Source organism: Mesorhizobium sp. WSM4850, from assembly GCF_055811735.1.
Window position 1 is genome coordinate 55,434 of sequence record NZ_JBVVPV010000029.1, and the last position, 24,534, is coordinate 79,967.

Consider the following 24,534-nt stretch of genomic DNA (forward strand, 5'->3'; position numbering starts at 1 on the left):
ATCAACTTGGAGGGACGTCTTTTGATGTGAGTCGACCGGCTCGCTTCCGAAGGCGCAAAATTCAGTCGGGGGCACTCGGTGGGCAGTGATGCTGTTGGCACGACCTCTCTCAAATCGTCCGCGCATGTAAAAGCGGCCGGATGGGGCCGGGGCTTGAGCACGCTACTGCGCATTACGCGCATGAATTTGAGGCACCCGTGGCAGGTCGCGTTAGCTATCGGTTCGACGATGGTAGCCGTAATCCTGCAGTTGCTCATTCCCCAGCTTCTCGGCCGGGCTGTCGACCAGACCCAGGTAGCCATCGGGGGTGGTGTCACGGTGACGGCTGCAGAACAAGCCCTCTGGACTCCTGCTCTCCTGCTGCTCGGCGCGAGTATGCTACGCGGCCTCTTTACGATGGCGCAAAACTACTTTGCCGAAGCTGTCGGGCACCACGTCGCGTACGAACTGCGGCTTGCTTGTTACGACAAGGTCCAGCGCCTGAGCTTTTCCTTTCACGACCGGGTGCATTCAGGCGACCTGATCACCCTCGGCATCCTCGATCTCGACGGCGTGCGGATGTATTTTTCCACCGCCCTGGTTAGGTTCTTTCTGCTCACCATGCTAATCGGGATAGGCGCCTGCATGATGATCTCAACCGATCCGGTGCTCGGTTTGATCGCGCTGAGCTTCGTGCCTTTCGTAGCCTGGCGATCGTCGGTCACCCAGCTTAAGCTACGCGCCATCTGGCTCGACCTGCAGGAACGGCTTTCCGTCCTGGGCCGCGTGATGGAGGAAAATCTCGCGGGCATCCGCGTTGTCCGGGCGTTTTCGGCACAGGCTCATGAGATGGCGAAGTTCGACATCGCCTCGACAAACGCGCTCGAACTCGCGCACGAGCAGGTTGACGTGTACGTGCCCAACACGTCGGCAATGACCCTCGCCTTCTTTGTCGCCATGGGGTTGGTCCTCTGGGTCGGTTGCGACAAACTCATCGCCGGCCAGATCAGCGTTGGAACGCTCACGACGTTCCTGACGTTCATGACGATCCTGCAAATGCCCGTCCGCCAAATCGGACTGATGGTCAACGGCTTTGCCCGCGCTTACACTTGCGGTTCGCGCCTCTTCAGTCTGCTCGACCAGGACATCACGATCGGGGATGCTTCCGGTGCAAGACCGCTCGAGATCGGTGAAGGAACTCTGCGCTTCGACAATGTCTCGTTTGCATATCCCGGCACCGGAAACCGCGTCATTCTAAAGAATATTACCTTCTGCGCCCGTAGGGGCGAGACGATCGCGATCGTGGGTCCGCCGGGTTCTGGCAAGTCGACAATTGCTCACCTGATCCCCCGCTTTTACGACGTCACTGGTGGCACCATCATGCTTGACGGGCAGGACATCCGCGGGGTCACCCTCGCATCGCTTCGCAAGGCGGTCGCGGTCGTACAGCAGGATGCATTCCTGTTCACAACCACGATCGAGAACAACATCGCTTATGGCGACCCCTGGGCGAAGGAACGGCCGATCGAGCGCGCTAGCGAATCCGCCCAGTTGCACAATTACATTCTCGGCCTCCCCGCTGGCTACAAGACGGTCGTCGGCGAACGTGGCGCCTCTCTCTCGGGCGGCCAGCGTCAGCGTCTCACCATAGCTCGCACGATGATGTTGCGCCCATCAATCGTCGTTTTCGACGACTCAACGGCCGCGATCGACGCCGCCACAGAGCAGCGCATCCGCGCGGCGATAAGGCGTTTCGCCAAGGATAGGGTGACGATCATCATCGCCCACCGGCTGAGTTCACTCAAGCACGCCGACCGGATTCTGTTTGTCGACAACGGCGAGATCGTGGAACGCGGCACCCATCAAGAGCTTTTGGCCAAGCGAGGACGCTATAAGGCCCTTTATGATCTTCAGTTGCGCCCGGGAGATGACATTGCGACCACGTTTGGAGGCGCTCCCTGATGGCCAAGCGGCACGCCAACGAACTCGAAATCGAACCGAATGATAGCGGTAGACGCCCTCCGCGCGCGGTCGTCGGGTCCCACCGCATCGAGGAGGAGATCTTTGGCCGGGCTTTCGACAAGAACATCATTCGCCGCATATGGGCCTTCGTTCGTCCCTACCGAGCCATGGCGGTCGTCTCGCTTGCCGCATTGCTGATTTTCACTGGCACGCAGCTTCTCATCCCGCTGATCATCCGCTACGCGATCGACCACGCCATAACTCCGGCAGGCGCTGATGCCTTCGCCCTGCTTGAGGCCGCCATCGCGTTTGCGCTTGCCATTCTGGTTAATTTCGGCGCCGCCTACGCGCAAGAAACCGTGGTAGGGAAAATGGCCGAGAACGTCCTCTTCGACATCCGCCGCGCCATGTTTGCCCATCTGCAGAAGGTATCGCTCTCCTTCATGGACAAGACCGAGGTAGGACGCCTGATGTCTCGCCTTCAGGGCGACGTCAACTCTATCCACGAATTTCTCGAAAACTCGATCTACTCCGTAGGCGACATTGCGCTTCTCTTCGGCATCATCTTCGTAATGCTGTCGGTCAACTTCAACCTTGGCTTTCTGACGCTCTCGGTCTTGCCGGCCCTGTTGATTATCCGCATCGTGTGGCTGCCGCGTGCCCGCGAGGCCTTCATGGCTGCACAAGAGACCAATTCAGTCGTCAACGGCGCATTGGCCGAAGCGATTCAAGGCGTCCGAACCGTCCAGTCCATGGACCGCCAGTACGTCAACTTCGTATTGTATGACGACAAGGCACATGCCGACCTCACGACTCACCTGACCGCTGCCAAATATGCACAGGTCATGGTCCCGATCGTCGATGGCCTCACCGGCCTCGCCATGGCTGTCGTCATTGTGGTCGGCGGCTCCATGATCATGAATGGCCGCGTCGATGTCGGCGTATTGGTTGCCTACATATTCTATATCCAACGCTTCTTTGACCCAATTCGCTCACTAACTCTGCAATATTCCGTCATGCAGCGCGCAATGGCCTCCGGCAAGCGCCTGACCGATGTGCTCGACGTCAGGATCGAGATCCAGGACAAACCGGATGCCAGGATCCTTGCGCCCGAAATGGACGGCTCGGTCGAGTTCAGGAGCGTCACGTTCGGGTACGATCCCAAACAGCCGGTGCTGAAAAACGTCTCCTTTGGGGTCAATCCGGGCGAAACGGTCGCCTTGGTCGGGCCGACCGGCTCTGGCAAATCGAGCGCGATGGCCCTCGTCCATCGCTTCTATGATGTTCAGCAAGGCCAAGTACTGGTCGGCGGACATGATGTGCGCGATCTCACACAGGAATCGCTCGGCAACCAGATCGCCATGGTGCTGCAGGAGCCGTTTCTGTTCACCGGGACGGTTTTCGAGAACATCCGCTACCGCAAGACGGAAGTCACGCGCGAGAAGGTGATCGAGGCCGCCAAGGCGGTCGGAGCCCACGACTTCATCATGAGCCTTCCCGACAGGTATGAAACTCAACTCGGCGAACGCGGCGGCAATCTTTCTCTCGGCCAGCGCCAGCTTGTCAGTTTCGCCCGCGCTCTCGTCGCCGACGCCAAGATCCTTGTTCTTGACGAGGCCACCGCCAGCATCGACAGCTACACGGAAATGCTGATCCAGAAGGCTCTCAGAAAGCTCCTTGAAGGCCGGACTGCGCTTGTCATCGCTCACCGTCTCGCCACAATCCGAGGTGCCGATCGTATCATCGTGCTTCAGAACGGCCAGGTTATTGAGACCGGCAACCACGACAAACTGATGGCTATGGGCGGGCTCTATTCCAAACTCTACAATCTGAACTACTCGTCATTCGACGACATTCCCGAAGAGGAAGCCGATCCGACCGGACAAGCCGCCTCTCGTACCTGATGCTCCTTGCGAGCCGTATCTGACCGTCCAGAGGCACTGGCGAAAGCGCGGACAGCCATCGCGCTAAATCCCGGACGGCCATGGAAACCTGATCATCACCGGCCAGACCGGAGCCGGCAAGTCGTGGCTGGCCGGCGCCTTTGGCCGGCAAGCAGTAGGGCTTGATCGTTTCGTGCTCCATGTGCGCGTGGCCCTGTTGGAGGACTGCGCTCGCCCATTTCGATGGACGCTTCCCACGCCTCTTCGACAAACTCACCCGCGCGCGCCTGCTCGTCCTCGATGGCCCACTCCCCTACCGGCCAACAGCGCTCGCATCTGTTGAAATCGTCGAGAAACGATATCGCCGCACCGCCCATGTCCGGTGGCCAGATGGCATTACCTCATCGCACACCCACCGTCGCCGACCCCATTCTCGAACGAATCGTGCATAACGCACACCGCACACCGCATGGTGCTCCAGGGCGACAGAATGCGGAGAGCAAAAAGGCCGCGCCCCTAAACCGGCCTCAAACGGGCGAAAGCAACCATCCGTGAACGCAAAAGGCACCCAATGACGGTCTCCGCCAAACTGCCCGGAGATTGGCGAAACACTGTCCGGCTTTTGCGAAATGCACATCGATGCCCAATCGGCACAGTTCACTAGGCAACATGGAGCTACCAGGTTTAGCGTCGAACCGCCTGCTTTGTCCTCACCAAGTCATCTTAACCGAGCCGGACTTCCCATGACCTTCGCCCCTGCGGGAACATCTCGAGTGACCACGCTGCCAGCGCCGACGGCCGCATCATCGCCAATCGTGAGGCCCGGCAGAATGATTGCTCCATCACCGATCCAGGCACGACTGCCCATCCGAACAGGACGCCCGAACTGCATCCCAGATTGTCTCTGCTCGGGATCATATTGATGATCGGCTGTATAGATCTGCACGGCAGGGCCAGTTGCCGTTCCTTTGCCAATTCTCACCTTTGGATGACGCAGTTGAAGTTGAGGCAGACGTCGGCCGATGGAATTGAAACCTTAATCGCAGAAAAAGGCGGACGGATGACCGCTCCGAGTCCAACCTCTCCGAGCCGCTCGGACAAGAGCGTATGCCAATGATCCGCAGTCGGCCCAGTCCATCATGGGCGCTCAATAAAACGTGCCGCGGAAGCGGCGACACCAAGGAGGGCGTACAAAGCGGAGCCGATGAAATGTCTGCAATTCGGACAGAGGTCATTTCATCAGCGAAGCCGGTTCGTGACCCCAAGACCGGTTCAACAGGGCGGCCTAAGGAGCGTCAGCATAGCGCCGCCAAAAGGCGGGACGCGGGACTGACCGCCCCCGGCGAGGGGTACCGTTTAGGATTCCACCAAACCGCTTGATCGCCTGTACATCGATCTCGCGAGACTTTCCCTCGCCTTTATCCTCGTAAGCCCGGTTCGTTTTAACATGGTAGCTGAGCGTTGCGGATCCGGACATTTTGTATCTTTCGGTTATGGTTTCGGTTCGCTAGATGGCGCGATTGGCAACACCTGCGATCTGGAACGAACCGCGTTCAACCGCATTGCTTGCCGCCAATAGTTCTTCGACTCCGCGTGCCGAGGTCACCCCTGCCTGGACCAGCACATCGAGGCTGTCGAGCAAGGCTTTTGCCTGAGTAGAATCCGGCAATCCTGGCACCCCATCTGCAAGAACATCCCCCAACCAGCGGCACACACGGCCGCCAATGTCATGACTGACCCAGAAGCTCGTATCCGGCCCATAGGCCGAGCACCATGCTCCCAGAGCGTCTATCAAATAGGGCAAAAGAGCGGGATGCTGCGATGTCTCGATGAGGTCGAGGAACAATACGGCCAAATAGCCTGAACTGGCAGCGCCTGTGACCAGGCCCGTAAGCGTCGGCATGACCGCTTCCAGACCATCCCAGTTGTCTGGAACGCTCGGGCGTAGTGAAGGAAGGATGCCTGATCGCTGGAAGAACATGGCCGTTAGCGCATCGGCGGCATGGCTCTCGGTAGAAAACTCCTTCCTCCAGTTCAGATGTTGATAATTCCGCGTGTTCTTCAACCGCTCGGCCAATGCGATACGCATGGCCGCCGGATAGGCTGGCTTTGTCGCATTGGAAGACAGCACGGCCCGATCGAAGCCTCTGAGCAGGCTGGCCATGCCGTCATGGAACGCCTCATCGCCGAGTTCGGTGATGGGCTGGACGAAGCTCTTGACGACCTCTTCATGCGGCAGAGCCGCACACAGGATCCCAAGGTAGTCGTAGAACGTTCCGTTCCACGAAAATAGCCGGCCCTCGGGCTCGCGCTCTCTGTCTTCCGACGCGTTAGCTGCGAGGGTCCACGCCATCAGATGCTCGGTCAGCGGCACGAGCCAGCTCGGAACCGTGCCAACCGTCAATGGAACCAAGTGGGCTACGATTTCGCCCAACCGTTGCTCGCTGGCGTAAGCGTCAGGCGGCTCTGCGCGCTGTTTTCGGGGCCTTTCGGCCGTAAACCCAGGCAATTGGAGATAACGCTTGGGCCGAGTGAGCCACGGCGGAAGCGTCGGCCAGCCCGGTTCCTCGCCTTGGCCGGAAAGCCAAGCGAGCTCGGCGGCAACAGCGTTTTCAATCCTGTGCGCATGTGTCCGCTCAATAGCCTGCTTCTCCGGCTCCGTATCGCGGCGTCGCGGATAGCTTGAACTGACCAGCATGATGCGGATGATTGCAGGCAGGACCCTGTCAGTCTTCCAATCAACGAATGCACCGCCGAGCGCATTCGTAACAGGGAGGCTGGGATTGGCGGCCAAGGCAAACAGCTTGTCCCGCACAGCGACGGTCGGATTCTCGCGATAGATGGCGATCAATCCGAGTGCGGCGATTGCGACCTTGTCGTAAACGATCTGGTTATTGCCGTAGCTCTCCCGAGCGGGTCCCGCAGCAGCTCGATCGAGAACCTCCTCCGCCCAATGAAGGATTTCAGCTCGGTCATCTCCTCGGTAGTCGCGGGCGGCGAGCGCCGCGGCCATGACAATTGCGCGCCGATCCCAATCAACTTCAAAGTCATCCCGATCATCATATTCGGCCACGGGACCGACGTCGTCGGGCTGTTGCCTCGCCCACGCAATACCTTCGGCGACAATCGCCGGAGTGGAGTGCTCAGGATTCGTCAAAGCGCGCTCGATGCTGACACGGGCGTTGAAGTGCCCAGTGCTCGCCACAACCTCTGCGGTCTTTTCGGCGATCAACCGCTGTTCGTCCGGGTCTGGTACATACTCGACAAACTGCACCGTTGAACCATCTGCGTTCACATGGCTTCCAGACTGCCAGTTGGTCCGATCCATCATGCGCGCGGCACGGTTTGCTAGCGCATGCAGGCCGTGAAGCGGATCCTCGTCACCTGACGGTCGCTGCGAGATTTCACTCCTGGCTTGTTCAAGCGACTTCCGAAGCGCCTCGGCCAGCTCCGGTTCGGCTTGGAAGACGTAGTAAGGGAAACCGTCCAACAATCTGCTCTTGCGGGAGCCGCGCGCGTCAAGATCGGCGCGTTTCACCTTCGCAGTCGCCGGCTCTCGCTCAGACGAGAGGAGGCGGTCGACACCAGTCATATCTCGAACGTGGCGATGCTCATCGAGTTCGAGGACTTCGGGGGCAGCTGCCAGGGGCCAAGCTATGTCGCGGAAAATCGACCAATGCGACAGAACGAGGTCGACGGCCACCGCCAAGAAGGCAAAGCTCGAACCATCCGGCCCCAAAACATCGTCGAGTACCTGGCTTGCAGCCACTCCTGCCTCGATCCGGCTATGGCCCCATGCTTCCACTGCCATCAAAGCCGACGTGGTCATGTCGCTCGGAACAGGGGTTCGCGACCAACGATAGACACCGGCATCACCCTCGAATGATTTCGCGCCTTCAGGAAACGCGATCAAGATCCCGGGGAACGGCACGCGTTCCTTGGCGTACTGCCTGCGGTGCCAATCGGTCGCGTGTTCAACGATACGCCGCACCAGCCGCAAACCTTCATCGGGCGCCCGTTCGAGGATTTCGAGGAATGGACCGTTACCCGGTGACGCCGGCATAAATAGGTGTTCATGAATGCCGAATGGCCGGTAATCCCGAGAACTGCTGTAAAAATCCCGCCGTTTTGGCTTTTCAATCACGCCGCCAAGGAAGAAATCCACGAACTCGGCCGGCGCGGCCTTGGCAAGGGCGCCACGGCCCTTCAGTAAGGCCTCGAACTCTCGGCGATTATTCTCACCGGCACTCAGGGCCGCAAGATACTTTCGCGCGGCTGCTGGATTGGCCAGTGCGAAGGCACAAGCGGTCATCCGGACGAGCTCATGCGCATCAGTGATGTGCGGGATTTCGACGAGTGGCGGAACCTCTTCTCCGGTCCTAAACATTCGCGGGCGAACAGCCTCGTCGATTAGGGCCAGCCATTCGAAAAGGACCGCTACAATCTCGGCATTTACGGGAAGCTGGAGTAGGTGGGTCGCCATCAGCCAGATTCTGAAGGCCGTGGTGGCAACGGGGATCGCTGGGTGCGGAAGCGCCCCGGCATTGAGCGCCAACCACGCAATCAGGGCTGCCCATCCACGCCCTGTCGGATACACGAACTCTCTGGCCCCAGGCGGAACTGGCTGAGCGGGTTGCGCCTTGGCAAAGACTTCAGCGTAAGTCTCCGTCTCGACAACGATGGTCAGCCGGACCACGTCACGCAGCATGCGGGCGTCGTTCGCCAGCAGTATGGTATTCATAGATTGCAAATACCGGGCAAAATGCTCTGAACGCGGCAGGGCAAGCAGTATTGGACGCTGCCAACTGCCATGCACGGTCTCTCCCAATGCCAATCGCAGAAGGTTCTGCCACCGAGCCCCGGTCTCATCGCTCTCAAGAGCAACGCGAGCGGCCACTTCGAGGCCACGGAACAAGGCCGCCGCCAAGGGGCCATCCTTGGCCAGCGCCTCCAGCCGCTTTGGATCCTCATCCAGCATAAACCCGAGGGTCCAGTCGCGCAGGACATCGTGCCGGAACGCGACTTCGGCACCGCGGATTTCTTCGCGTATGGCGTCAAGTCGCAGCAATTCCGCTACGACGGCGGAATCGAGGCTGTCAGCTGTCGACGCGACACGCGTTGGCTTAGCCAGGATATCGGCTCCCATTGCGCGCAGCGTTTTCAAACGCGCCCACCGGGCAGCATCTTCTCCGCGGCCGCCGCCGTAGTTCCACCAGAGACGGGCCAGGTCAATTTCAGACGAAATCTCGGCCTGCTGTCCTGCGCTCAACGTGACCATGCGCGAGAGGTAGAACAGGTTTCTGGCAATGGTCTTGGCCGGATGGTCTTTGCCCAAGAGAACCGCGAGCGCTGCATTCTGCTCCGACAGTTGCTCGGCCTCGTCGTCCGAGATGTCCGGGATCCTAAGCGCCGCAACGTTCGGCAGCAGGGCCGGCGGAAGCACCGTTTTCCAATCCGAACTTGCTTCATTGCTGGTTACAACCGCGTGCCAGCCCGTGTTCTTCGCGACAGCGGCGAACAGGTCGGTGACGGTCGCCCGTTCCCTCGCGTCGTCGATCTGGTCGATATTGTCGATGAACAGGGTGGCACCACCACCAGCTCCAAGTTCATTGAAGAATTGATCCGAAGGAACGGTGCAGCCGAGTTCATGGGCCATGCGCGGCCAGCCACCCGGCACGATGCGGCCGTTACGCAGGACGATGATGCGTCCCTCAGGCTGCAGAAGTTCAGCTAAGCGCTTCAAAACGTACGACTTACCGGTGCCGGGAGCACCCACAATGTTGAGAACTGAAGCGCGTTCCAGAGCCCCACGAGCTTCTTCAACCAGAGCCGTACGCGCGAGCCGCACACCGCCGACCTGATTACCGATCTCGCCTAGCGCCAACTGGGCACTGTCCGCCAAGAGGGTAATTACTCCCCTCAAATCCGCGGCGTCTCCAAACCGTAGCCCCTCTTCGGCCACCAGTTTGCTGATGACGTCGGTGCGCTTGCGCGAACCGCTTCCTTTGGCCGACGCTTCCGCGTCGACGATCAGGTGGGACCAAAGATCGCCCGCACGGTTGGCTTGATCAGGGGCGAGTACAGACCTGCACCGTTCGCGAGCCCGGTGCTCATAGTCGGATCCGACGGATTCAAAATCGAAAACCAGCACCTGAAACCGGCGCAGCAAACGCCACACCGTTTCATTGTCAGTTGGCGCCCCATGCAGTTGGAGATTGTCGGTGAAGACTTTGACGAAGCTCCGCATCGGGTCGGAAGCGAAGCCTTTCCGTCTGATATTCGCCATAAAGGAGGCCGCGTCGGGCCGTTGCCGTGCCCAGTGCAGCACCTCCTGTACTGCGTGCTCAATCCGCGTGGTCGTACGCGCGATTGCCACGGCCGTCTCATAGCGTTCGGTCTCGAACTCTGGCTTCAGCGATGCTTGCCAGACCTGCCTGACAACATCGACGAACTCGTCATCGCTTGCGGTCAAGGCCAGTGTCCGCTTGGCCTGGAGTTCAAGTGTTGCCTGCGAGCCATCCGCATTCGTCGCATGTATCACGATGTCGTCAAGCGGATGTCCGGCAATCCTTTGCTGCAGCGCGACCGACTGTATCGTCGCGCCGACAAGACCGCGCGGCTCGCCGCCGGCCAACATGCAAAGGGTGTAAAAAGCCCCTACCCGCATCTCAAACTGCCCGCCAGCATTGGCGCTGGCGGCGGGAGGAGCAATCCGCGACTCTTTCTCAATATCAGACACATCTCATTTGTGTTCCCGATCTGTTCGACGCGCAAGGGATGGTGTAGCTTGCCCTGTGGAAACGTCATCCTCGTCATCGAATCAGGACGGGCGGTGACACTGACGTGGCGTCTAACGACAGATTCTATACCGGGCTCATGTAGAGTCCACGATCGTATCAGGCGTCGAATTGCCGAAACAATAAAACCGTTGGAATCTCTCATTGCTGCTTGCAAGGCAGTATTTTTACAGGGATAATTCGTCATCTATTCGCCGTTGATAAGCAGCGCGACACTATAACAACACCCAATCAAGAAAGGATGGCACCTTGAAAATTCAGGGGCTCGATGCACTAACAAAACAACTCGACGACGCTCAAAAGGCTATTGCAGAGCTTGATGGCGAGCTGGGCGTGGTCAGTTTCGACCCGCAGGATCCGGCGAGTATTGAGGCCGCTATAAAGGAGGTCGATACTATTATCGACGCCAAAGTTGGACGCTATGCATCCAATTCAATCGTTGCGCCGATGATCGCAGGCATGAAGGAACAATATCGACAGGGCATAATCGATCGTGCTGCAGCCGCACGACTGGGCGAAGGTTCAAACGGCTAATGGCGACCGACCTTTTCGCGCAGATCAACAACGCGGTTCTGGACCTGCAGAGTGCAGAATATCAATCTTTCGAGCGGCCGCTGAAAACGCTGGGACGGTTGCTAAATCACGCCGACCTGGAGAGCGCCAACAAGAAGTTGATAAAGGGGCTCGACCTTGACGCGTTTTTGGAAAAACATGAACGCGGTGGAGGCATGGTCGGAAGCGATAAGCTTTTGTGGCCTGAAGATGCCGAGCAGACCTTGGGCCTCACGTTCCTGCTGATTGGCCGGTTCGCCGACAAGCCTCGTTTTCTTACCGATTTTGGACACACCTTCTATTACTCCGGGTCCAAAATCAGCTCTGCGATCCATGCGGTAACCCGCCAACTTATCATTCCCTTTGTAAGAGACTACAAGGTGTACATCCTGAATAATGAGAGCCTGAAAACAGAGCTTGTTGTTCCGGACTCCAACAAGGTGTTCATCGTTCACGGCCACGATGAGGCGGCCCTTCAGAGCTTGGCCCGATTCCTGGAGAAGCTTGGACTTGAAGCCATTGTGCTCAAGGAGCAGCCCAATCAAGGCCGCACCATTGTGGAAAAGTTTGAAGCCTTTGCGGCCGAGGTTGGCTTTGCCGTTGTGCTACTCACGCCAGACGATGTTGGCGCCGCCGTTTCTACCGCCGAGCAGGCATCAAGGGCACGTCAGAACGTTATTTTCGAGCTTGGCTTCTTCGCCGGCAAATTGGGCCGCGGCCGTGTCTGCCTTCTCCAGAAAGGCCACATCGAAATCCCGTCGGACCTCTCAGGGGTCATTTATACCGAACTCGATGGCGCAGAGGGTTGGAAGGCCAAGCTTGTGGCCGAAATGAAGGCGGCGAAGCTCGATTTCGATGCGAACCGGCTTTGGCGGGATTGACCCATCTGGCCAAAGCAATGACCGCTAGCTTGCAATCCGCCTTGGTCAACCGCTTCTGCATCGAGGTCTTTCAAGCATATCAAAGGAACGCTGATGCTGCAGATCGTCAGCGGTAAATTCTACACGGATGAGACGCGCCGCCGGAACATCATGCGCGGCACACTTTACAGCAACATGCGACCGCCGTGGCGTTGCGATCGCATCGAGACAGTTGCTGGTTCCTTGCAACCTTCCACTGCTTTCCGTGGCCTCCGCACCCTTTCCTACGAAATCGTTGAGGAGTACGAAGGCGCCGAAGGTACCGGCGTACTTGTATCGATGGGAGTGGATCCGTTCCTGAAGGATTTTGCCTCGATCGCGTCCTTCGCCCTCAACGTGATCTGTACGCCGGACCCCGATCTTTTGCGGCGCCTAGTAGGCGACCAGCCGTTGTCGCCAAGCACCATATCGCCACCCCGGACGTATGTCGCACGCGTCTTCGACAGCGAGGTCAATATCAGCGACGCGGACTTGGATCAGCTCAAGGTTTTCATCCGAGAGTTGATGGCGCTGAAGCGGAGGCACTACCTTGCAGCGGTGGGGGCGATCCGCACCTATGTGACCGGTCTCCATCGGGTCGGTGATGACATCGACCTGGCCTACACGCTGCTGGTCGCTTCAATCGAGTCTCTGGCCCAGAATTTCAAAGGGCCGGACGCACAATGGGATGACTATGATGAGCGTAAACGCTCGGCTGTAGACAAGGCGCTGAAAGGGGCCGCTGACGAGACTGGGGACCGGGTCCGCAAGGCATTGCTTAAGGTCGAGCATATCGGGTTGGCTCGGCGGTTTCGGGCATTTGCCCTTGAGACCTTGTCTCCCTCTTACTTCAGGGAGGAAGCGGAAGGCCAAGTGCGCCCAATTGGTAAAGCTGACTTGGTCGAGGCAATCTCGCAAGCCTACACAATCCGGTCCAAGTACATACACACCCTAGCCTCGGTCCCGAAACAGATCAGTCATGTCTGGGATCTAGGCGAAACTGCCAGCCACGGCCGCCGACCTATCTTAACGTTGAACGGCTTGGCGCGTATGGCCCGTCATCTCATTTTCGCGTACGTGCGCAATGGCCCGAAGGTCGAAAAGGAAAGCTATCGCTACCAAAGCGATTTTCCAAACATCGTCGAACTTGAGATGGCTCCCCAGTATTGGGTTTGGCAGCACGAGGGATTCCGGCCTGATATCGCTCGTCAGAAGCTAAGTGGGTTTCTCGCCCTGATCGCTTCCGTCCAGCAGAAGGTTCCCGATGCGGCACTAGTGGATATCCGGGACCTGCTTCGCAAATACGAACTTCTTATCCCTCGAGCCAAAGCCGTCCACCGGCTGCCTATGGTCGCACTCTATGGGCTGTTCCAAGTCCTCGTCAGGCAGGAAGACCGGCTTCCAGAGGATGCAAAACTAGTCGAGCGCTGTGACAAGCTCCTTGAGCCGCCGTCTCTGGAAGGTCTCGGCGTGCGGTTCGCGCTATCACGTGAGGTCGAATGGCCGGCTAATGAAATCGCGTCTCTATATGGCGGATACTACAAACAAAAATATCAGAAGAGTGGGCTGAAACTGCCGGATCTTTATGAGACGGCGTTCGCGCTATCGCTCGCCGAGGCGTACCGCAAGGACAGCAACATATCCGCCGCCACCAAAACGCTTCACAGTGCGATTGATAATCAGCCGAAAACCAAGGCGCTTCCAGCCGCCCTCGACGCTCTGACATCCGAACGGGAGGCCCCGATTTCCTGGCGAGCGTTGCTTCTACCGGAAGCTTCAAGCGTTGACCCCGCTCCTCCCGAGTCAAACTAAGAGAGTCCTCGGCGGCAGCATGCGCCTTACCCAGCCGGCGTACCGCTCGCGGCGGACCCACGCCACCGCGCAGAGCTGCTGGCCCGCCTGCACGAAACTGCCTCTGCCATTGATAGAGACCTTTGCGAGAGATGCCGAGCTCCCGCGCCAACTTGCTCACATTGCCCCAACAGGAACGCGACGGCCCACCCGATCGTTGACGTCTTTTGGTCGAGCCGCCGTCATGCCATCCACCCCGATACGCAAAACGGAATACGATCCGGACGGCAGAATCCTCTCGGTGTGGCTGGTCGCCAGCGGCAAACGGTACGAGTTTGAGGACGTGCCGCCGGAGATTTTCGCCGCGTTCAAAGCCGCCTTTTGCCAAGGGCCGCTTCTTCAACGGCCACATCCGCAATCACTTCCGCTACCGTCTGGCTGGACCCGCAGTTGACTGAGCAGCATCAGCGGACGATCTCTCTTTTGGCAGGGATGCGCCTCATTCGTCGCGGCCGTCCGGCCAGCCTTTGCGAGGGCAAGGTCGGACATCGGAACGAAAGGCGGATTCGCGAATTCTAGATAATCGGAATCGTCGCCCATCAGGCTCGCGACCCTCCATCTTGAAACTGCGAGATACGGCGATGTATATCGCGCCGAAAGGCTCGCGCGGCTGAGGCAGCAAATGATCCGGCACATTAAGCGCACTGACGCCTCGGCTCAAAAAGTCGAGCAAGCGCTGGCTAGTCTGGCCGAAGCAAACGCACCCATGCACCGGCTCGCGCGGCATCATTAGGGCCGCGCATATGTGCGCTCACGCCCGACGACGTAAGGAACGAGGCTGCTGCCAAGGAGGAGGGGCTGCTACGCTCCTCTACCTAGCACTCGATACTTCCAACCGCCGGTTGGTAGACGCGTCCTGACGGCGTGCATAGGTTTTCGGTTCACCGGGCACACTACCCCCGCCCACACCCCTGTGCCTGGTGAACGACTGAGAAGTCTCGCCCGCGGTGCCGAAAGGTGCGGCGGGCTTTTTTGTTGTCGGAGATGTCCTGAATCGTATTAGTTGCGCAGAATATTTTGGCGGGAGGGGGTGGTATGCCGATTAATCGAAAGGCTAAAGAATTTGGCGTCTTCAGTGCATCCGAAGTAGCTACGCTGGGCCGCGTGTTCGACCGGCTCAAGAGGGAGGGCGACTCCAAACATCTCCGTGAGGCTCTCGCGTCTCGGATCCTGGCAAATTATACGGCCGGTATCACTGACGAGGACGAACTTGTCTCAGCGTCAAAGCTGCCGTTGGGTCGGTAGGCGCAACGCAAATAGGTCCTGCTTTCACCGCCTTTTTCGAGCGGAGGCCATCGATCCCGCGCGTGATGGGAACGCTGGCCGGCATGTTTTGTTTCCGCAGCCCTGCGGAATCACGTTCCGTTCACTCTGGCTAATATAAGCCTGGTGCCTAGAATCGAATAAGTGCGTAAAATTGTAAGTACCGGCGTCGGCCGGCTCGAATTCATTCCGCCGATGATGCCTACCTTGGTAGCAAAGCCGCCCCAAGGCGATGACTGGATGCATGAAGCCAAATTCGACGGCTACCGCTCGCAGATCATCATCGACGCCGGCGGTGTGCGGATTTTCACCCGCCGCGGGCTAGACTGGACATCGAAGTACCGTGATCTAGTCGAGGCAGCCAAAGGTCTCAACGTACAGAACGCCATCATTGACGGCGAAGTCGTCGTCTTAAATGACGCTGGCCTTTCGGATTTTGCCGCGCTGCGCAAGGCAATCACCAGGCGCCAGCGCGACCTCTATTTCGTCGCCTTCGATCTGCTGCATCTCAATGGCCACGACTTGCGCGACATGGCGCTTGAGGATCGGCGGGAAATCCTGGCCGGCCTCATAGGGTCCGACAGTCGCATCCAGTTCAGCGAGACGATGCCGGGCGAAGCCAACGCGATCTATCATCTGATCGACGCGGCCGGCCTGGAAGGGATGGTATCGAAGCGTCGGGACAGCAAATATCGCAGCGGCCCGACCACCAGTTGGCTGAAAACAAAATCCTTCACCGAAAGCGAGTTTGAACTTCTCGGAGTTGAACGCGAGCGGGGCAAGCCGGCCTTCGCTCTGATGGCCGAGCCAGGGACCCACAAATATGTCGGCAGCGCCTTCGTCAGCGTCAATCGCGAGATGCGCGAGCGGCTTTGGAAACATGTCCAGGAACACGCCGGGCCACCGCCCAATGACATGCCAAAGCGGCCGGCGACGCAGTGGGTCAAGCCGGGGATCAAAGCCCGTGTGAAGCACCTCAGGGGCGAGGAAGACCTGAGGCACGCATCGCTGCAGGATTTTTGGGATGAAGGAATTTAATGCGCTCCGTCCGAGCGCCTAGCGCGAGGCAAGGGACGGGCGCTAGAAGGGAGGCCCTATGAAACGCAAGCCCAGTAAATCCGGATTCAACAAACTTCTCGACGTCGACACCACACTCCTATCAGCCGAGCCTTTGATCGGACTCCTCGAACTGGAGACCGACACCGGCACGATCGAGCTGGCTATGAATAGGACCTTGGCCGAGCAACTTCTATTTGCCATCGTTGAATTTCTCCAGGCAGGCAAGGGAGATGATGCCCCAACATTTGCGGTCGAGCGTTCGCAATAGGGTCGCCTGCCTAGGCAGGGGGCAGCGCCGGCCCTGTCGAGTGCCACTGCACCCAGGGCGCCGGCCTCCCAGTCACTTCCTTCACTGTCTGGAGCAGCGTTTGGTTCAGCGCCACCAATGCCCTGTGATGATCGCAGCTAGGCGATATGAGTGGGCGGGTGATTGTTTTGTGAAGCTTCTCGGCATCCGCCAGAAAACGCTCGATGTCGGCTTCTGAAAGCTGCTTGAGGTGTTTGTGCCTGACCATGTTGGCTCTCCCTTTGAGTGGATCGCCGCAACCATCCTAGGGGAACATATTCCTACGCGCACAGCAAGGTGCGACGTGAGAATTTTCCCAAGGCTAGTTCTCTGCCTCAAGCGATTTTCGCGCCAACTGCCACTCATCCCACACATTCTCAGGATCAATGTCGTCGTAGCCCCCGAGCTTCTATGACTGCCCGATACGCATGCGCGGGCATCGCGATGGACGGAGCCTGATCTCTGATTTGTAGGACTTCTCTTTCCGTTAGGGGCACACCCTTTTCCCGTTCCGCAGGTAGAAGAGTCGCTACCAATGCCGGGACCGGGACAATGAATAATTCTTCGGCCAAATCAGTCATCTGCTGTCGCTCCCGTCGCGCCACGGCCGGAGCTTTAAGTCTTCCCTGCGGCCGATCATCACGAACCTAGACGGGCCGGCCGCTTCTCATCATGGCACGGGCGTTCTTCCATGATTCCAGGCGTCATAACGACTAGCTCGCCGGTGATTGCCGACGGTGCTTCTATAAATCGTTGAACCGATGGCCGGCAACAACTGGCAAGAAGATATCGCAGCCCGCTGCGCCAGCGCAGTTGATGAGCGAGATCAGTCGTCTTCCATTTCAAGAATCCGATACTCGCCGCTTTCGTTGTCGTAGACCTCGACTTCAACTGTCGATCCGTGTCGCCGGATACTTTCGACGGTTACGTCTCGATATTCGCCAGCACCACTATCAAATATTTCGATGTCCCTGCCCGTCCTGACAAGATTACCCTTGCCAATCTCAACAGACTCGCCAGTCGTCGTATCCGTCCCATCCCAAGCATATGCATCGGACGCGCCCAAAACGAGTCCGATTGCGAGCGCAAAACATTTGATCATAGTAAGCCGCCCTAATGGCAGTGATATTGGCCAGTTTTATGATTCGTATGGCAGCCGTTTGAGTCTGTTCCGCCGCCATGGCTGAACGCCGGGGCAACGCTATAGGCGCCAAAAAGAACACTAAGAAAAATCAGATATTTCATTCCGCCCTCCCAAGTAGATGGCTATTCGGCGCTCAATCATGGCGAGAGTCAAGAGAACACGGAAAGGCGGTCTGTGTGGCGGGCTCGTCGACGATCATAGACGAGTTGCGCTCGATCGGTGCCGTAGGACTTCTGCGCTTGCTCGTGATCCATGCTTGCGACCTGGGAGCGTTCATTCGATCAAATGGGTTCAAGTTCCGCCAGGAATTCCGGCATGGCTTCGGATATTCGATTGTACGCAAGTTCGAACAAGCCGAGCGAGCCAAGCAGCGCATTGGCGATCATGTCGACGGTGCTCTTTGTATCCCTCAATCCGCGTCCGAAATCTGTCAAATACTGTGGAGGGTCGGGCTTAGAATATAATCCGGCGACGCCGGACCAATTCGGATGTGCAATTTCACTCAGGCTCTCGTAGCTGGCACGCACCCCGGGTACGGCTTTGTCCATGCGGTCGATACAGCTCAGGATTTGCATGGCCTGTGGCCCATCCGGCCATTTACGTGATCCCACGAGCCGCCGTATCAGCAGATCGTTCAGGTCTTGCGGTGAATGGGTATGCCGCGCATCGAGAATCTCCCAGAGTTTCCACACCAGGGCAGCATTCTCGGTGAGCGCTCGGGTCAAAAGGGCGGCAACGCTCAGGTCCTCGCGTCCAAGAGCATCGCATGCATTGCGCGCCAGCTCTTCGCTCCGCCAGACCAGCGCTTCGCGTGCGCACAGCAATTGGAATGGCGCTTTGGACCAAACCCCTAAAGCGGCAGCGTCGATACGAGCCGGCAGATTTTCGCGCAGCCTGTTGGCAAACTTGCGCGCTTCGACAAGCTCTGCAGAGACCATGTTTGGAGCGCCCTTCATTCTTCCTGCCCCATCTTATCTGAGTCCCGCCGATCGGCGAACTCCGGCCAAAGATCGGCCAAGTATCTCGCAATCTGAGAGCCGAGTTCCTCGACTTAGAGAACGCCATCCGGCACTCGCTGAAGTCGTTCGGCACCCGCTTGGGCAAGGTCGGACGCGGGGCGTTCGAGCGGGCGGTGCGCCAAGCGGTGGCGGACGATCCGCTGCCGAGCGAACTGTTGGACGCGATGCTGGCGGTGCGCGACGCGGTAGAAACAGTATTGCCGGCTGCACGATCTCGTCGTGAAAATTGTCGGGCGTAGTGAGCCGTGCGGGCGCTTCATGGCTATCCCAGGTGTCGGTCCGGTGACGGCGCTTTCGCTCATGACTGCGATCGATGATCCGACGCGCTTCCGCCGCTCGCGTGACGTCGCGGCCTACTTCGCTGACGTCGCGGCGCTGGCAGTCGGGGATGGCCATGAAGCGCCGGCACGGCTCGCTGCGAGATGCAGCAAGAGACCTACCCCCATCAGCACGCCGGCTAGCACCAGCCGGGCAGTCAGCGGCTCACCCAAAAGGGCAATCGCCAGAAATGCCCCGATAAACGGCGCGGGCGAATAATAAGCGCCGCTTCGATGCGAATGGTTGTTGCTCATCGAGCCGTCCCAAACGACATAGAAGGCGGCAATCTACACCCCACCTTTCCAGCGCAACAGCCGCATGGCGTTGGCTGTCACCAGCACCGTCGCGCCTGTGTCGGCGAGAATGGCGGGCCACAGGCCGGTGATGCCGACTACGGTCGTCACCAGGAACACCGCCTTCAGCCCCAACGCCATGGTGATGTTCTGCTTGATGTTGGCCATGGTCGCCTGAGACAGTTTTATCATCGCCGCGACATCGCCGACGCGGCCATGCAGCACCGCCGCATCTGCCGTCTCCAGGGCGACATCGGTGCCGCCGCCCATGGCAATGCCGATGTCGGCCGCGGCGAGCGCCGGCGCATCGTTGATGCCGTCGCCGACCTTAGCGACCGTCAGCCCCTGCCCTTTCAACTCGCCGACAATGCGCTGCTTGTCTTCGGGCAGCAGTTCCGAGCGCACCTCGATATCGAGGTGCTTGCCGATTGCTGCCGCCGTGCGCTGGTTGTCGCCAGTCAGCATGACAGTCCTGATGCCAACATCGGTCAGCGCCTTGAGGCCGGCCTGCGCGTCCGGCCGAGGCTCGTCGCGCATGGCGATGAAACCGGCCAGCACATCGTTGATCAGCAGCACCGACACCGACTTGCCCTGGTCGTTGAGGTCGGCGATGCGGGCCACCTGCTCGGCCGGGAGCGCGACCTTCTCGCCTCCAGCGATCGGCGAGCCCAGGAAGACGTTCTTACCGCCAATGCGACCGACGACGCCCTTGCCGCCGAGCGCCTTGGCCTCTGCCGCCGGCGGCACCGGCACGCGTTGGGCCTTGGCCTTTCCGAGGATCGCCAGAGCCAGCGGATGGCTCGATCCGGTTTCGAGTGCAGCGGCCAGCGATAGCACCTCTTTTTCGCTGATCCCGATGGCCACGACATCCGTCACCACGGGCTTGCCTTCAGTCAGCGTCCCGGTCTTGTCCAAAGCCACGGCGGTGATCTTGCCCAAGCCTTCCAGCACCGCGCCGCCTTTCATTAAAAGACCACGCCTGGCGCCGGCCGAGAGCGAGGCGGCGATTGCCGCCGGCACCGATATGACGAGGGCGCAGGGGCAGCCGATGAGCAGCAGCGCCAGGCCTTTGTAGATCCATTCGTTCCACTCGTCGCCGAAGGCCAGCGGCGGGACGACGGCCACCAGAGCCCCCACGGCGACGACGGCGGGCGTATACCAGCGTGAGAAATGGTCGATGAAGCGTTCCGTCGGCGCTTTGCTTTCCTGGGCCTCCTCGACCAGCTTGACGATGCGGGCGATGGTGTTGTCGGACGCCGCAGCCGTGACGGTGATGCGCAACACGCCGTCGCCATTGATGGTGCCGGCGAATACGTCCGCGTCGACGCCCTTGCGCACCGGCACGCTTTCCCCCGACACCGGCGATTCATCGATGGCGCTTTCGCCCTCGATGATCTTGCCGTCGGCTGGAATGCGATCGCCCGGCCGCACCAGAATGACGGCGCCAACCCCAAGGGCTTCGGCCGGAACTTCGCGCGTGGCGCCATTCTCCTCCAGGAATGCCGTCTTGGGCACCAGCGTGGTCAGCGCCTGGATGCTGGAGCGCGCCTTGCCGGCGGCCACGCCTTCCAGCAACTCTCCGACGAGGAACAGGAAGACCACGGTGGCGGCTTCCTCGCCGGCACCGATTATGACGGCGCCGATCGCCGCGATGGTCATCAGCATTTCGATGGTGAAGGGAATGCCGGCGAGCGCGGCCATCACAGCTCGCCGTGCAATCGGCACCAGTCCGATCAGCATGGCGGCAATGAAAAGCCAGACGCCGGTGGCCGGCCAGACATAGTGAATCGCAAAAGCTGCGGCCAATGCGGCGCCGCTGGCGATGCTCAGTCGGCCTTTGGCGCTGTCCCACCACGGCCCCGTGGCCGGCGTGTGGTCGTGGCCGTGCAACCCCTCCACGTCGTCGTGGTCATCTTTGGCTGTGCCGGCATGGTCGCGGCCAGCATGGTCGTTGCCAGCGTGGTCATGGCCGCCTTTGGTGCCGTACCCGGCCGGCTTGGCAATCTGGCCGGCTTCGCTCGTGAGCTGAGCCACAGAATAGCCGAGGCCCGTCACCTTCTTCTCGATCGCGGCGAGGTCGCTTTCGGCAGCGTGCCTGACGGTCATGGTGCCGGCAGTTACCGAGACGTTAACATCCTGGACGCCATGCATGCGCCGCACCGCGCTATCGATTTTCGTCGCGCAGCCGGCACAATCCATGCCTTCGACGCGATAACGGGTTTGTGCGGCGGTTGCAGCCATCGTCTCACTCCTTGAACCATTCCAGCGGCACGCTACATTCTCTAGCGACTAGAGGAGCAAGCGAAAAATCATGCGCAGTGTCCCGATTGGCGAAGCGGCACGACAGAGCGGCGTGAAGGTGCCGACCATCCGCTACTATGAGCAGATCGGCCTGCTGCCCGCGCCGAACCGCAGCGAGGGCAATCGACGGCACTATGAAACCAGCGATTTGCGCCGGCTGGCGTTTATTCGCCATTCACGCGAGTTGGGGTTCGGCATCGAAGCCATCCGCACCCTGCTGACGTTGCAGGATAATCCCAGCCAGCCCTGCGCTACGGCCGACACCATAGCCCAGGCGCGGCTGGCCGACGTCGTTCAGCGGATACGCAGCCTCACGGCATTGAAGGCCGAACTTGAACTCATGGTCGAAGGCTGCCGGCACGGGAAGGTCGGCGAATGCCGGGTGATTGAGGTGCTGGCCGATCACAGCCAATGCGAACACGCCCGGCACTGACTGGACGGTCAAAATCATCACCTCCGTGCAGTCGCGCCTCATGACCCGGATGGTGGCGGAAAGGCCGGCTCACGAATGATTAGATCGTTCGAGATCGGGCACGGCTAAGCCACGAGCTGAAGTGCGGCTTGCACTCCGGCAATTGTCCGGAATCGGTAGCAGCGGCCCTCTATTCCTTTGCATCGGCGCGTCACAAGGACGTGATTTGGTTTGCCCATGTAAAAAAACCAGATGGACCAGACCGAAGGTGATTTTGAGAAAGGCGGAGCGGCACCGCCGATGCGTTGGCCGTATCGCTTCGGTCGCCCGAAATGCCATGAACATTGCCGACACTTGAAGATAAAAACACGCTGGGACCGCAAACGTTGCCCTGAAATTCTCAGCGAAATGCAGACGGACCCGTTTAAGTCGGACTTGGTGCGCTCAGGCTTTTGCCCTGCGCGATCCTGAATTCATAGACCTTTTTGCTCAAAACTTCGCACATGTGGCTGCGCGAGTAAGATGGCAATAAATCTGTGCTGCGGTTTACCTGCGGTCATCCAGAATGTTCAGGGCGTAACGTGTGTGTCGCCGTTCGCCAGTTCTTATCATCGCGCCCTTGGAAACGAGGTCTTGCAGATCTCTTGTCGCCGTCGCGCGCGATGCTTGAGTGATGGCGATATAATTCTCGGCGCTGAGCCCTCCTTTGAACCCGTCGATGCCTTCGCGGAACATTCGGGCGATGACCTTTTCCTGCCGCTCGTTGAACTGGTTTCGGTAGCGTTCATAAAACTTGGCCTTGGCGACGGAGAACTCGACACGGGCAAGCGTTACACGTTGCGCCTCAAGGATCGTGTTGGCAAAGTAGAGCAGCCAATGTGTTACCGCGTTGCTCTTATTGCTGGCCTGCAGGTTGTCGTAATAGGCCTTGCGGTGGCGTTCGATCGTGTATGCCAAAGCGATGAGACTTGGCTCACCCAGGCTTTGAGCAAGCGCCTTTTCGCAGAGGGCACGGCCTATGCGGCCGTTGCCATCCTCAAATGGGTGGATGCTCTCGAAATAAAGGTGCGCGATACCGGCTCGCGTCAACGCCGGGAGCGGCGTCTTACCTTTAGGCGCGGTATCGTTGAACCAAGCGGTGAAAGCATCCATTTCGGCTTTGACCCGCGCTGAGGGAGGTGCCTCGAAATGCACTTTGGGCTTATCCAGCCGATTGGAAACGATCTGCATAGCATCGGCATGCTGGCGATAGTTGCCGATGGTCTCGATACGCCGTTCACCCGACATCACCATCTTGTGCCAAGCATAGAGAGTGCGATGCGAGAGGGCATGGCCAAAATGTAAATACACGTCGGCCATCATTTCCGCGATGCCGCGCTCGGCAGGCGGAATGCGCCTGTTCTCGCTGCCCAGCCCAAGTTGCTGGCGCAGGGATGATTGCAGACTCTCGCGGTTGAGGTATTCCCCTTCAATCGCGGATGTCTTCAAGGCCTCCTCACTGATAAGATCGATGCGTATCTGGTCGCGATCGTCAGAACCGACGTGCCGAAAAACACCCAGGAACTCACCCGATCGGAGCAGGAATTCGCTTTCCAGCGGTTCCAATTCTTCCTTATCATAGGTAAAATGCGGCCAGTCAGCCTGCTCCCAATTCCATACCATGAGTTATAGCTCACCTTTCTATAACTCATAGTGCCTTAAATAATGAGCTATAGCAATCTTCCCTATGCCTCTCTATGCCTCAGAAGCCGGGGCTTTGCCCTGGTACGCACAAGTCCGCCCTCTCTTGCGAAATCGGGGCGATTTCTTAATCGGCAGGCCGGTCGCTCCAAGCATCTAGGGCCTCCACAAGCGTGCGCGCCTCCACCCACACACCAAGCACTATTTCGGCATCATGGGCGGGACCGGGAAGGTGATGATGCGCCGGAGAAATTCAACTCCGAAGGCGGAGCGCGCATTCCACGTCAGGTAACTCGAGCCATGATTTCAGATTGGATCGTCCTTGCGGTGTATAGCGAAGCGTCTAAGGACAGATTCCCAAATGCAAGTTGGCAAAGTAGATAATTAGCACCGGCCTCTTCGAGCTGATCAAGAAGAGCTTGTCGCGCGGAAGATGCCGTTCCCACCACGCACAATTCGCTTTCGATTGCTGCATCCAAGCTCAGCGGCAGATTTGGGGGCGTCTGGAGCGCATTGAGGTCGTAGAGGAACCTGAAGCTCTTGAGCCATCGTTCGTAAGCGGGTGCCGCGAGCGCATATGCATCTGTTTCCGATCGCGCGATCACGACCATGCGGAGCATTCCAAGAAATGGCCCTCGCTCGTCCGCGTCGGCACTGCGCTCCCGGCAGGCTCGGAATGCATCTGTAATTCGTCGACCGTGAACAATCCGGGCCCTAAGCGGCGACCGATTTCGGCCGAAGTTGAAGCAGGGCGATCAGGAGCGACAAAAAATCCTTCAGCCACCTGAGCAGGAGGGAGAAGTTGTAGCCGGCGGCGGCCAGGATGGCGTTGAGGG

Annotated in this window: 16 protein-coding genes and 5 pseudogenes; 10 read left to right on the forward strand and 11 right to left on the reverse strand. The window is 59.1% G+C overall.

The annotated features are described in order from the left end of the window. Positions 1-78 precede the first annotated feature (78 nt). Positions 79-1,941, forward strand: coding sequence for an ABC transporter ATP-binding protein (locus AC0L2Z_RS23625; protein WP_473629458.1), 1,863 nt, complete (start codon positions 79-81; stop codon positions 1,939-1,941). Beyond that, complete coding sequence (locus AC0L2Z_RS23630) at positions 1,941-3,845, forward strand: ABC transporter ATP-binding protein (RefSeq protein WP_473629459.1); 1,905 nt, start codon at positions 1,941-1,943, stop codon at positions 3,843-3,845. Before AC0L2Z_RS23625 ends, AC0L2Z_RS23630 begins: the two co-directional genes overlap by 1 nt. 697 nt (positions 3,846-4,542) lie before the next feature. On the opposite strand, the pseudogene AC0L2Z_RS23635 reads toward AC0L2Z_RS23630, so the two are convergent. Together AC0L2Z_RS23635 and AC0L2Z_RS23640 are read right to left on the reverse strand one after the other, a co-directional pair. Then, positions 4,543-4,955 (reverse strand): annotated as a pseudogene (locus AC0L2Z_RS23635) (LbetaH domain-containing protein); the annotation flags it as partial. A gap of 376 nt (positions 4,956-5,331) precedes the next feature. After that, positions 5,332-10,563, reverse strand: coding sequence for a hypothetical protein (locus AC0L2Z_RS23640; RefSeq protein WP_473629460.1), 5,232 nt, complete (start codon positions 10,561-10,563; stop codon positions 5,332-5,334). 307 nt (positions 10,564-10,870) lie between these two features. On the opposite strand from AC0L2Z_RS23640, the gene AC0L2Z_RS23645 reads away from it, so the two are divergent. The 3 genes from AC0L2Z_RS23645 to AC0L2Z_RS23655 all read left to right on the forward strand — a co-directional run bounded on the left by AC0L2Z_RS23645 (position 10,871) and on the right by AC0L2Z_RS23655 (position 13,884). Continuing rightward, on the forward strand, positions 10,871-11,155 hold the full coding sequence (locus AC0L2Z_RS23645) for a hypothetical protein (protein ID WP_473629461.1): 285 nt from the start codon (positions 10,871-10,873) through the stop codon (positions 11,153-11,155). Continuing rightward, positions 11,155-12,054 carry a TIR domain-containing protein gene (locus AC0L2Z_RS23650; RefSeq protein WP_473629462.1) on the forward strand — a complete coding sequence of 300 codons (900 nt, stop codon included), beginning with the start codon at positions 11,155-11,157 and terminating at the stop codon, positions 12,052-12,054. Before AC0L2Z_RS23645 ends, AC0L2Z_RS23650 begins: the two co-directional genes overlap by 1 nt. 93 nt (positions 12,055-12,147) lie before the next feature. Next, positions 12,148-13,884, forward strand: a complete 1,737-nt coding sequence (locus tag AC0L2Z_RS23655) for a hypothetical protein (RefSeq protein WP_473629463.1) — start codon at positions 12,148-12,150, stop codon at positions 13,882-13,884. Between the two features lie 55 nt (positions 13,885-13,939). Here AC0L2Z_RS23655 and AC0L2Z_RS23660 read toward each other — a convergent pair. Next, positions 13,940-14,044: pseudogene (locus tag AC0L2Z_RS23660) on the reverse strand (helix-turn-helix domain-containing protein); the annotation flags it as partial. Positions 14,045-14,107: 63 nt separating this feature from the next. On the opposite strand from AC0L2Z_RS23660, the gene AC0L2Z_RS23665 reads away from it, so the two are divergent. The 3 genes from AC0L2Z_RS23665 (at position 14,108) to AC0L2Z_RS23675 (ending at position 16,513) form a co-directional block, all read left to right on the forward strand. Beyond that, complete coding sequence (locus tag AC0L2Z_RS23665; RefSeq protein ID WP_473629464.1) at positions 14,108-14,317, forward strand: KTSC domain-containing protein; 210 nt, start codon at positions 14,108-14,110, stop codon at positions 14,315-14,317. 1,064 nt (positions 14,318-15,381) lie between these two features. Continuing rightward, complete coding sequence (locus tag AC0L2Z_RS23670; protein ID WP_473629471.1) at positions 15,382-16,224, forward strand: ATP-dependent DNA ligase; 843 nt, start codon at positions 15,382-15,384, stop codon at positions 16,222-16,224. A 58-nt stretch (positions 16,225-16,282) separates the two neighbouring features. Next, the gene (locus AC0L2Z_RS23675; RefSeq protein WP_473496091.1) at positions 16,283-16,513 is read left to right on the forward strand and encodes a hypothetical protein; all 231 of its coding nucleotides are present in this window, start codon (positions 16,283-16,285) and stop codon (positions 16,511-16,513) included. A gap of 10 nt (positions 16,514-16,523) precedes the next feature. On the opposite strand, the gene AC0L2Z_RS23680 is transcribed toward AC0L2Z_RS23675, so the two are convergent. The 4 genes from AC0L2Z_RS23680 to AC0L2Z_RS23695 form a co-directional block, all read right to left on the reverse strand. Next, entirely contained in the window at positions 16,524-16,760 is a 237-nt protein-coding gene (locus AC0L2Z_RS23680) for a hypothetical protein (RefSeq protein WP_473620629.1), read from the reverse strand. Between the two features lie 597 nt (positions 16,761-17,357). Continuing rightward, positions 17,358-17,633: a DUF5334 family protein gene (locus tag AC0L2Z_RS23685; protein WP_473629465.1), complete on the reverse strand. Its 276-nt coding sequence runs from the start codon at positions 17,631-17,633 to the stop codon at positions 17,358-17,360. Positions 17,634-17,644: 11 nt separating this feature from the next. Next, positions 17,645-17,776, reverse strand: coding sequence for a YHYH domain-containing protein (locus tag AC0L2Z_RS23690; protein WP_367185466.1), 132 nt, complete (start codon positions 17,774-17,776; stop codon positions 17,645-17,647). Positions 17,777-17,956: 180 nt separating this feature from the next. Beyond that, positions 17,957-18,631, reverse strand: coding sequence for a hypothetical protein (locus tag AC0L2Z_RS23695; RefSeq protein WP_473629466.1), 675 nt, complete (start codon positions 18,629-18,631; stop codon positions 17,957-17,959). Between the two features lie 74 nt (positions 18,632-18,705). On the opposite strand from AC0L2Z_RS23695, the pseudogene AC0L2Z_RS23700 reads away from it, so the two are divergent. Next, positions 18,706-19,091, forward strand: a pseudogene (locus AC0L2Z_RS23700) (transposase); the annotation flags it as partial. Between the two features lie 19 nt (positions 19,092-19,110). Here the strand turns inward: AC0L2Z_RS23700 and AC0L2Z_RS23705 are convergent. Both AC0L2Z_RS23705 and AC0L2Z_RS23710 read right to left on the reverse strand, forming a co-directional pair. Beyond that, positions 19,111-19,245, reverse strand: a pseudogene (locus AC0L2Z_RS23705) (EamA family transporter); the annotation flags it as partial. Positions 19,246-19,299: 54 nt separating this feature from the next. After that, positions 19,300-21,546, reverse strand: coding sequence for a heavy metal translocating P-type ATPase (locus tag AC0L2Z_RS23710; RefSeq protein ID WP_473629467.1), 2,247 nt, complete (start codon positions 21,544-21,546; stop codon positions 19,300-19,302). Between the two features lie 70 nt (positions 21,547-21,616). Here AC0L2Z_RS23710 and AC0L2Z_RS23715 point away from each other — a divergent pair, with 70 nt between their 5' ends. Continuing rightward, positions 21,617-22,039, forward strand: coding sequence for a MerR family transcriptional regulator (locus tag AC0L2Z_RS23715; protein WP_065008538.1), 423 nt, complete (start codon positions 21,617-21,619; stop codon positions 22,037-22,039). 525 nt (positions 22,040-22,564) lie between these two features. On the opposite strand, the gene AC0L2Z_RS23720 is transcribed toward AC0L2Z_RS23715, so the two are convergent. Both AC0L2Z_RS23720 and AC0L2Z_RS23725 read right to left on the reverse strand, forming a co-directional pair. Then, complete coding sequence (locus tag AC0L2Z_RS23720) at positions 22,565-23,680, reverse strand: Fic family protein (protein WP_473629468.1); 1,116 nt, start codon at positions 23,678-23,680, stop codon at positions 22,565-22,567. 302 nt (positions 23,681-23,982) lie between these two features. After that, a pseudogene (locus AC0L2Z_RS23725) lies at positions 23,983-24,393 on the reverse strand (LLM class flavin-dependent oxidoreductase); the annotation flags it as partial. Between the last annotated feature and the right edge of the window lie 141 nt (positions 24,394-24,534).

Bases quoted from the DNA above. Each gene is read 5' to 3' on its own strand.
- AC0L2Z_RS23680 (WP_473620629.1), bottom strand. From the start codon at position 16,760: ATGGTCAGGCACAAACACCTCAAGCAGCTTTCAGAAGCCGACATCGAG.
- AC0L2Z_RS23670 (WP_473629471.1), top strand. From the start codon at position 15,382: ATGATGCCTACCTTGGTAGCAAAGCCGCCCCAAGGCGATGACTGGATG.
- AC0L2Z_RS23715 (WP_065008538.1), top strand. From the start codon at position 21,617: ATGCGCAGTGTCCCGATTGGCGAAGCGGCACGACAGAGCGGCGTGAAG.
- AC0L2Z_RS23720 (WP_473629468.1), bottom strand. From the start codon at position 23,680: ATGGTATGGAATTGGGAGCAGGCTGACTGGCCGCATTTTACCTATGAT.
- AC0L2Z_RS23665 (WP_473629464.1), top strand. From the start codon at position 14,108: ATGCCATCCACCCCGATACGCAAAACGGAATACGATCCGGACGGCAGA.
- AC0L2Z_RS23695 (WP_473629466.1), bottom strand. From the start codon at position 18,631: ATGAAGGGCGCTCCAAACATGGTCTCTGCAGAGCTTGTCGAAGCGCGC.
- AC0L2Z_RS23650 (WP_473629462.1), top strand. From the start codon at position 11,155: ATGGCGACCGACCTTTTCGCGCAGATCAACAACGCGGTTCTGGACCTG.
- AC0L2Z_RS23655 (WP_473629463.1), top strand. From the start codon at position 12,148: ATGCTGCAGATCGTCAGCGGTAAATTCTACACGGATGAGACGCGCCGC.
- AC0L2Z_RS23710 (WP_473629467.1), bottom strand. From the start codon at position 21,546: ATGGCTGCAACCGCCGCACAAACCCGTTATCGCGTCGAAGGCATGGAT.
- AC0L2Z_RS23675 (WP_473496091.1), top strand. From the start codon at position 16,283: ATGAAACGCAAGCCCAGTAAATCCGGATTCAACAAACTTCTCGACGTC.
- AC0L2Z_RS23690 (WP_367185466.1), bottom strand. From the start codon at position 17,776: ATGAAATATCTGATTTTTCTTAGTGTTCTTTTTGGCGCCTATAGCGTT.
- AC0L2Z_RS23685 (WP_473629465.1), bottom strand. From the start codon at position 17,633: ATGATCAAATGTTTTGCGCTCGCAATCGGACTCGTTTTGGGCGCGTCC.
- AC0L2Z_RS23630 (WP_473629459.1), top strand. From the start codon at position 1,941: ATGGCCAAGCGGCACGCCAACGAACTCGAAATCGAACCGAATGATAGC.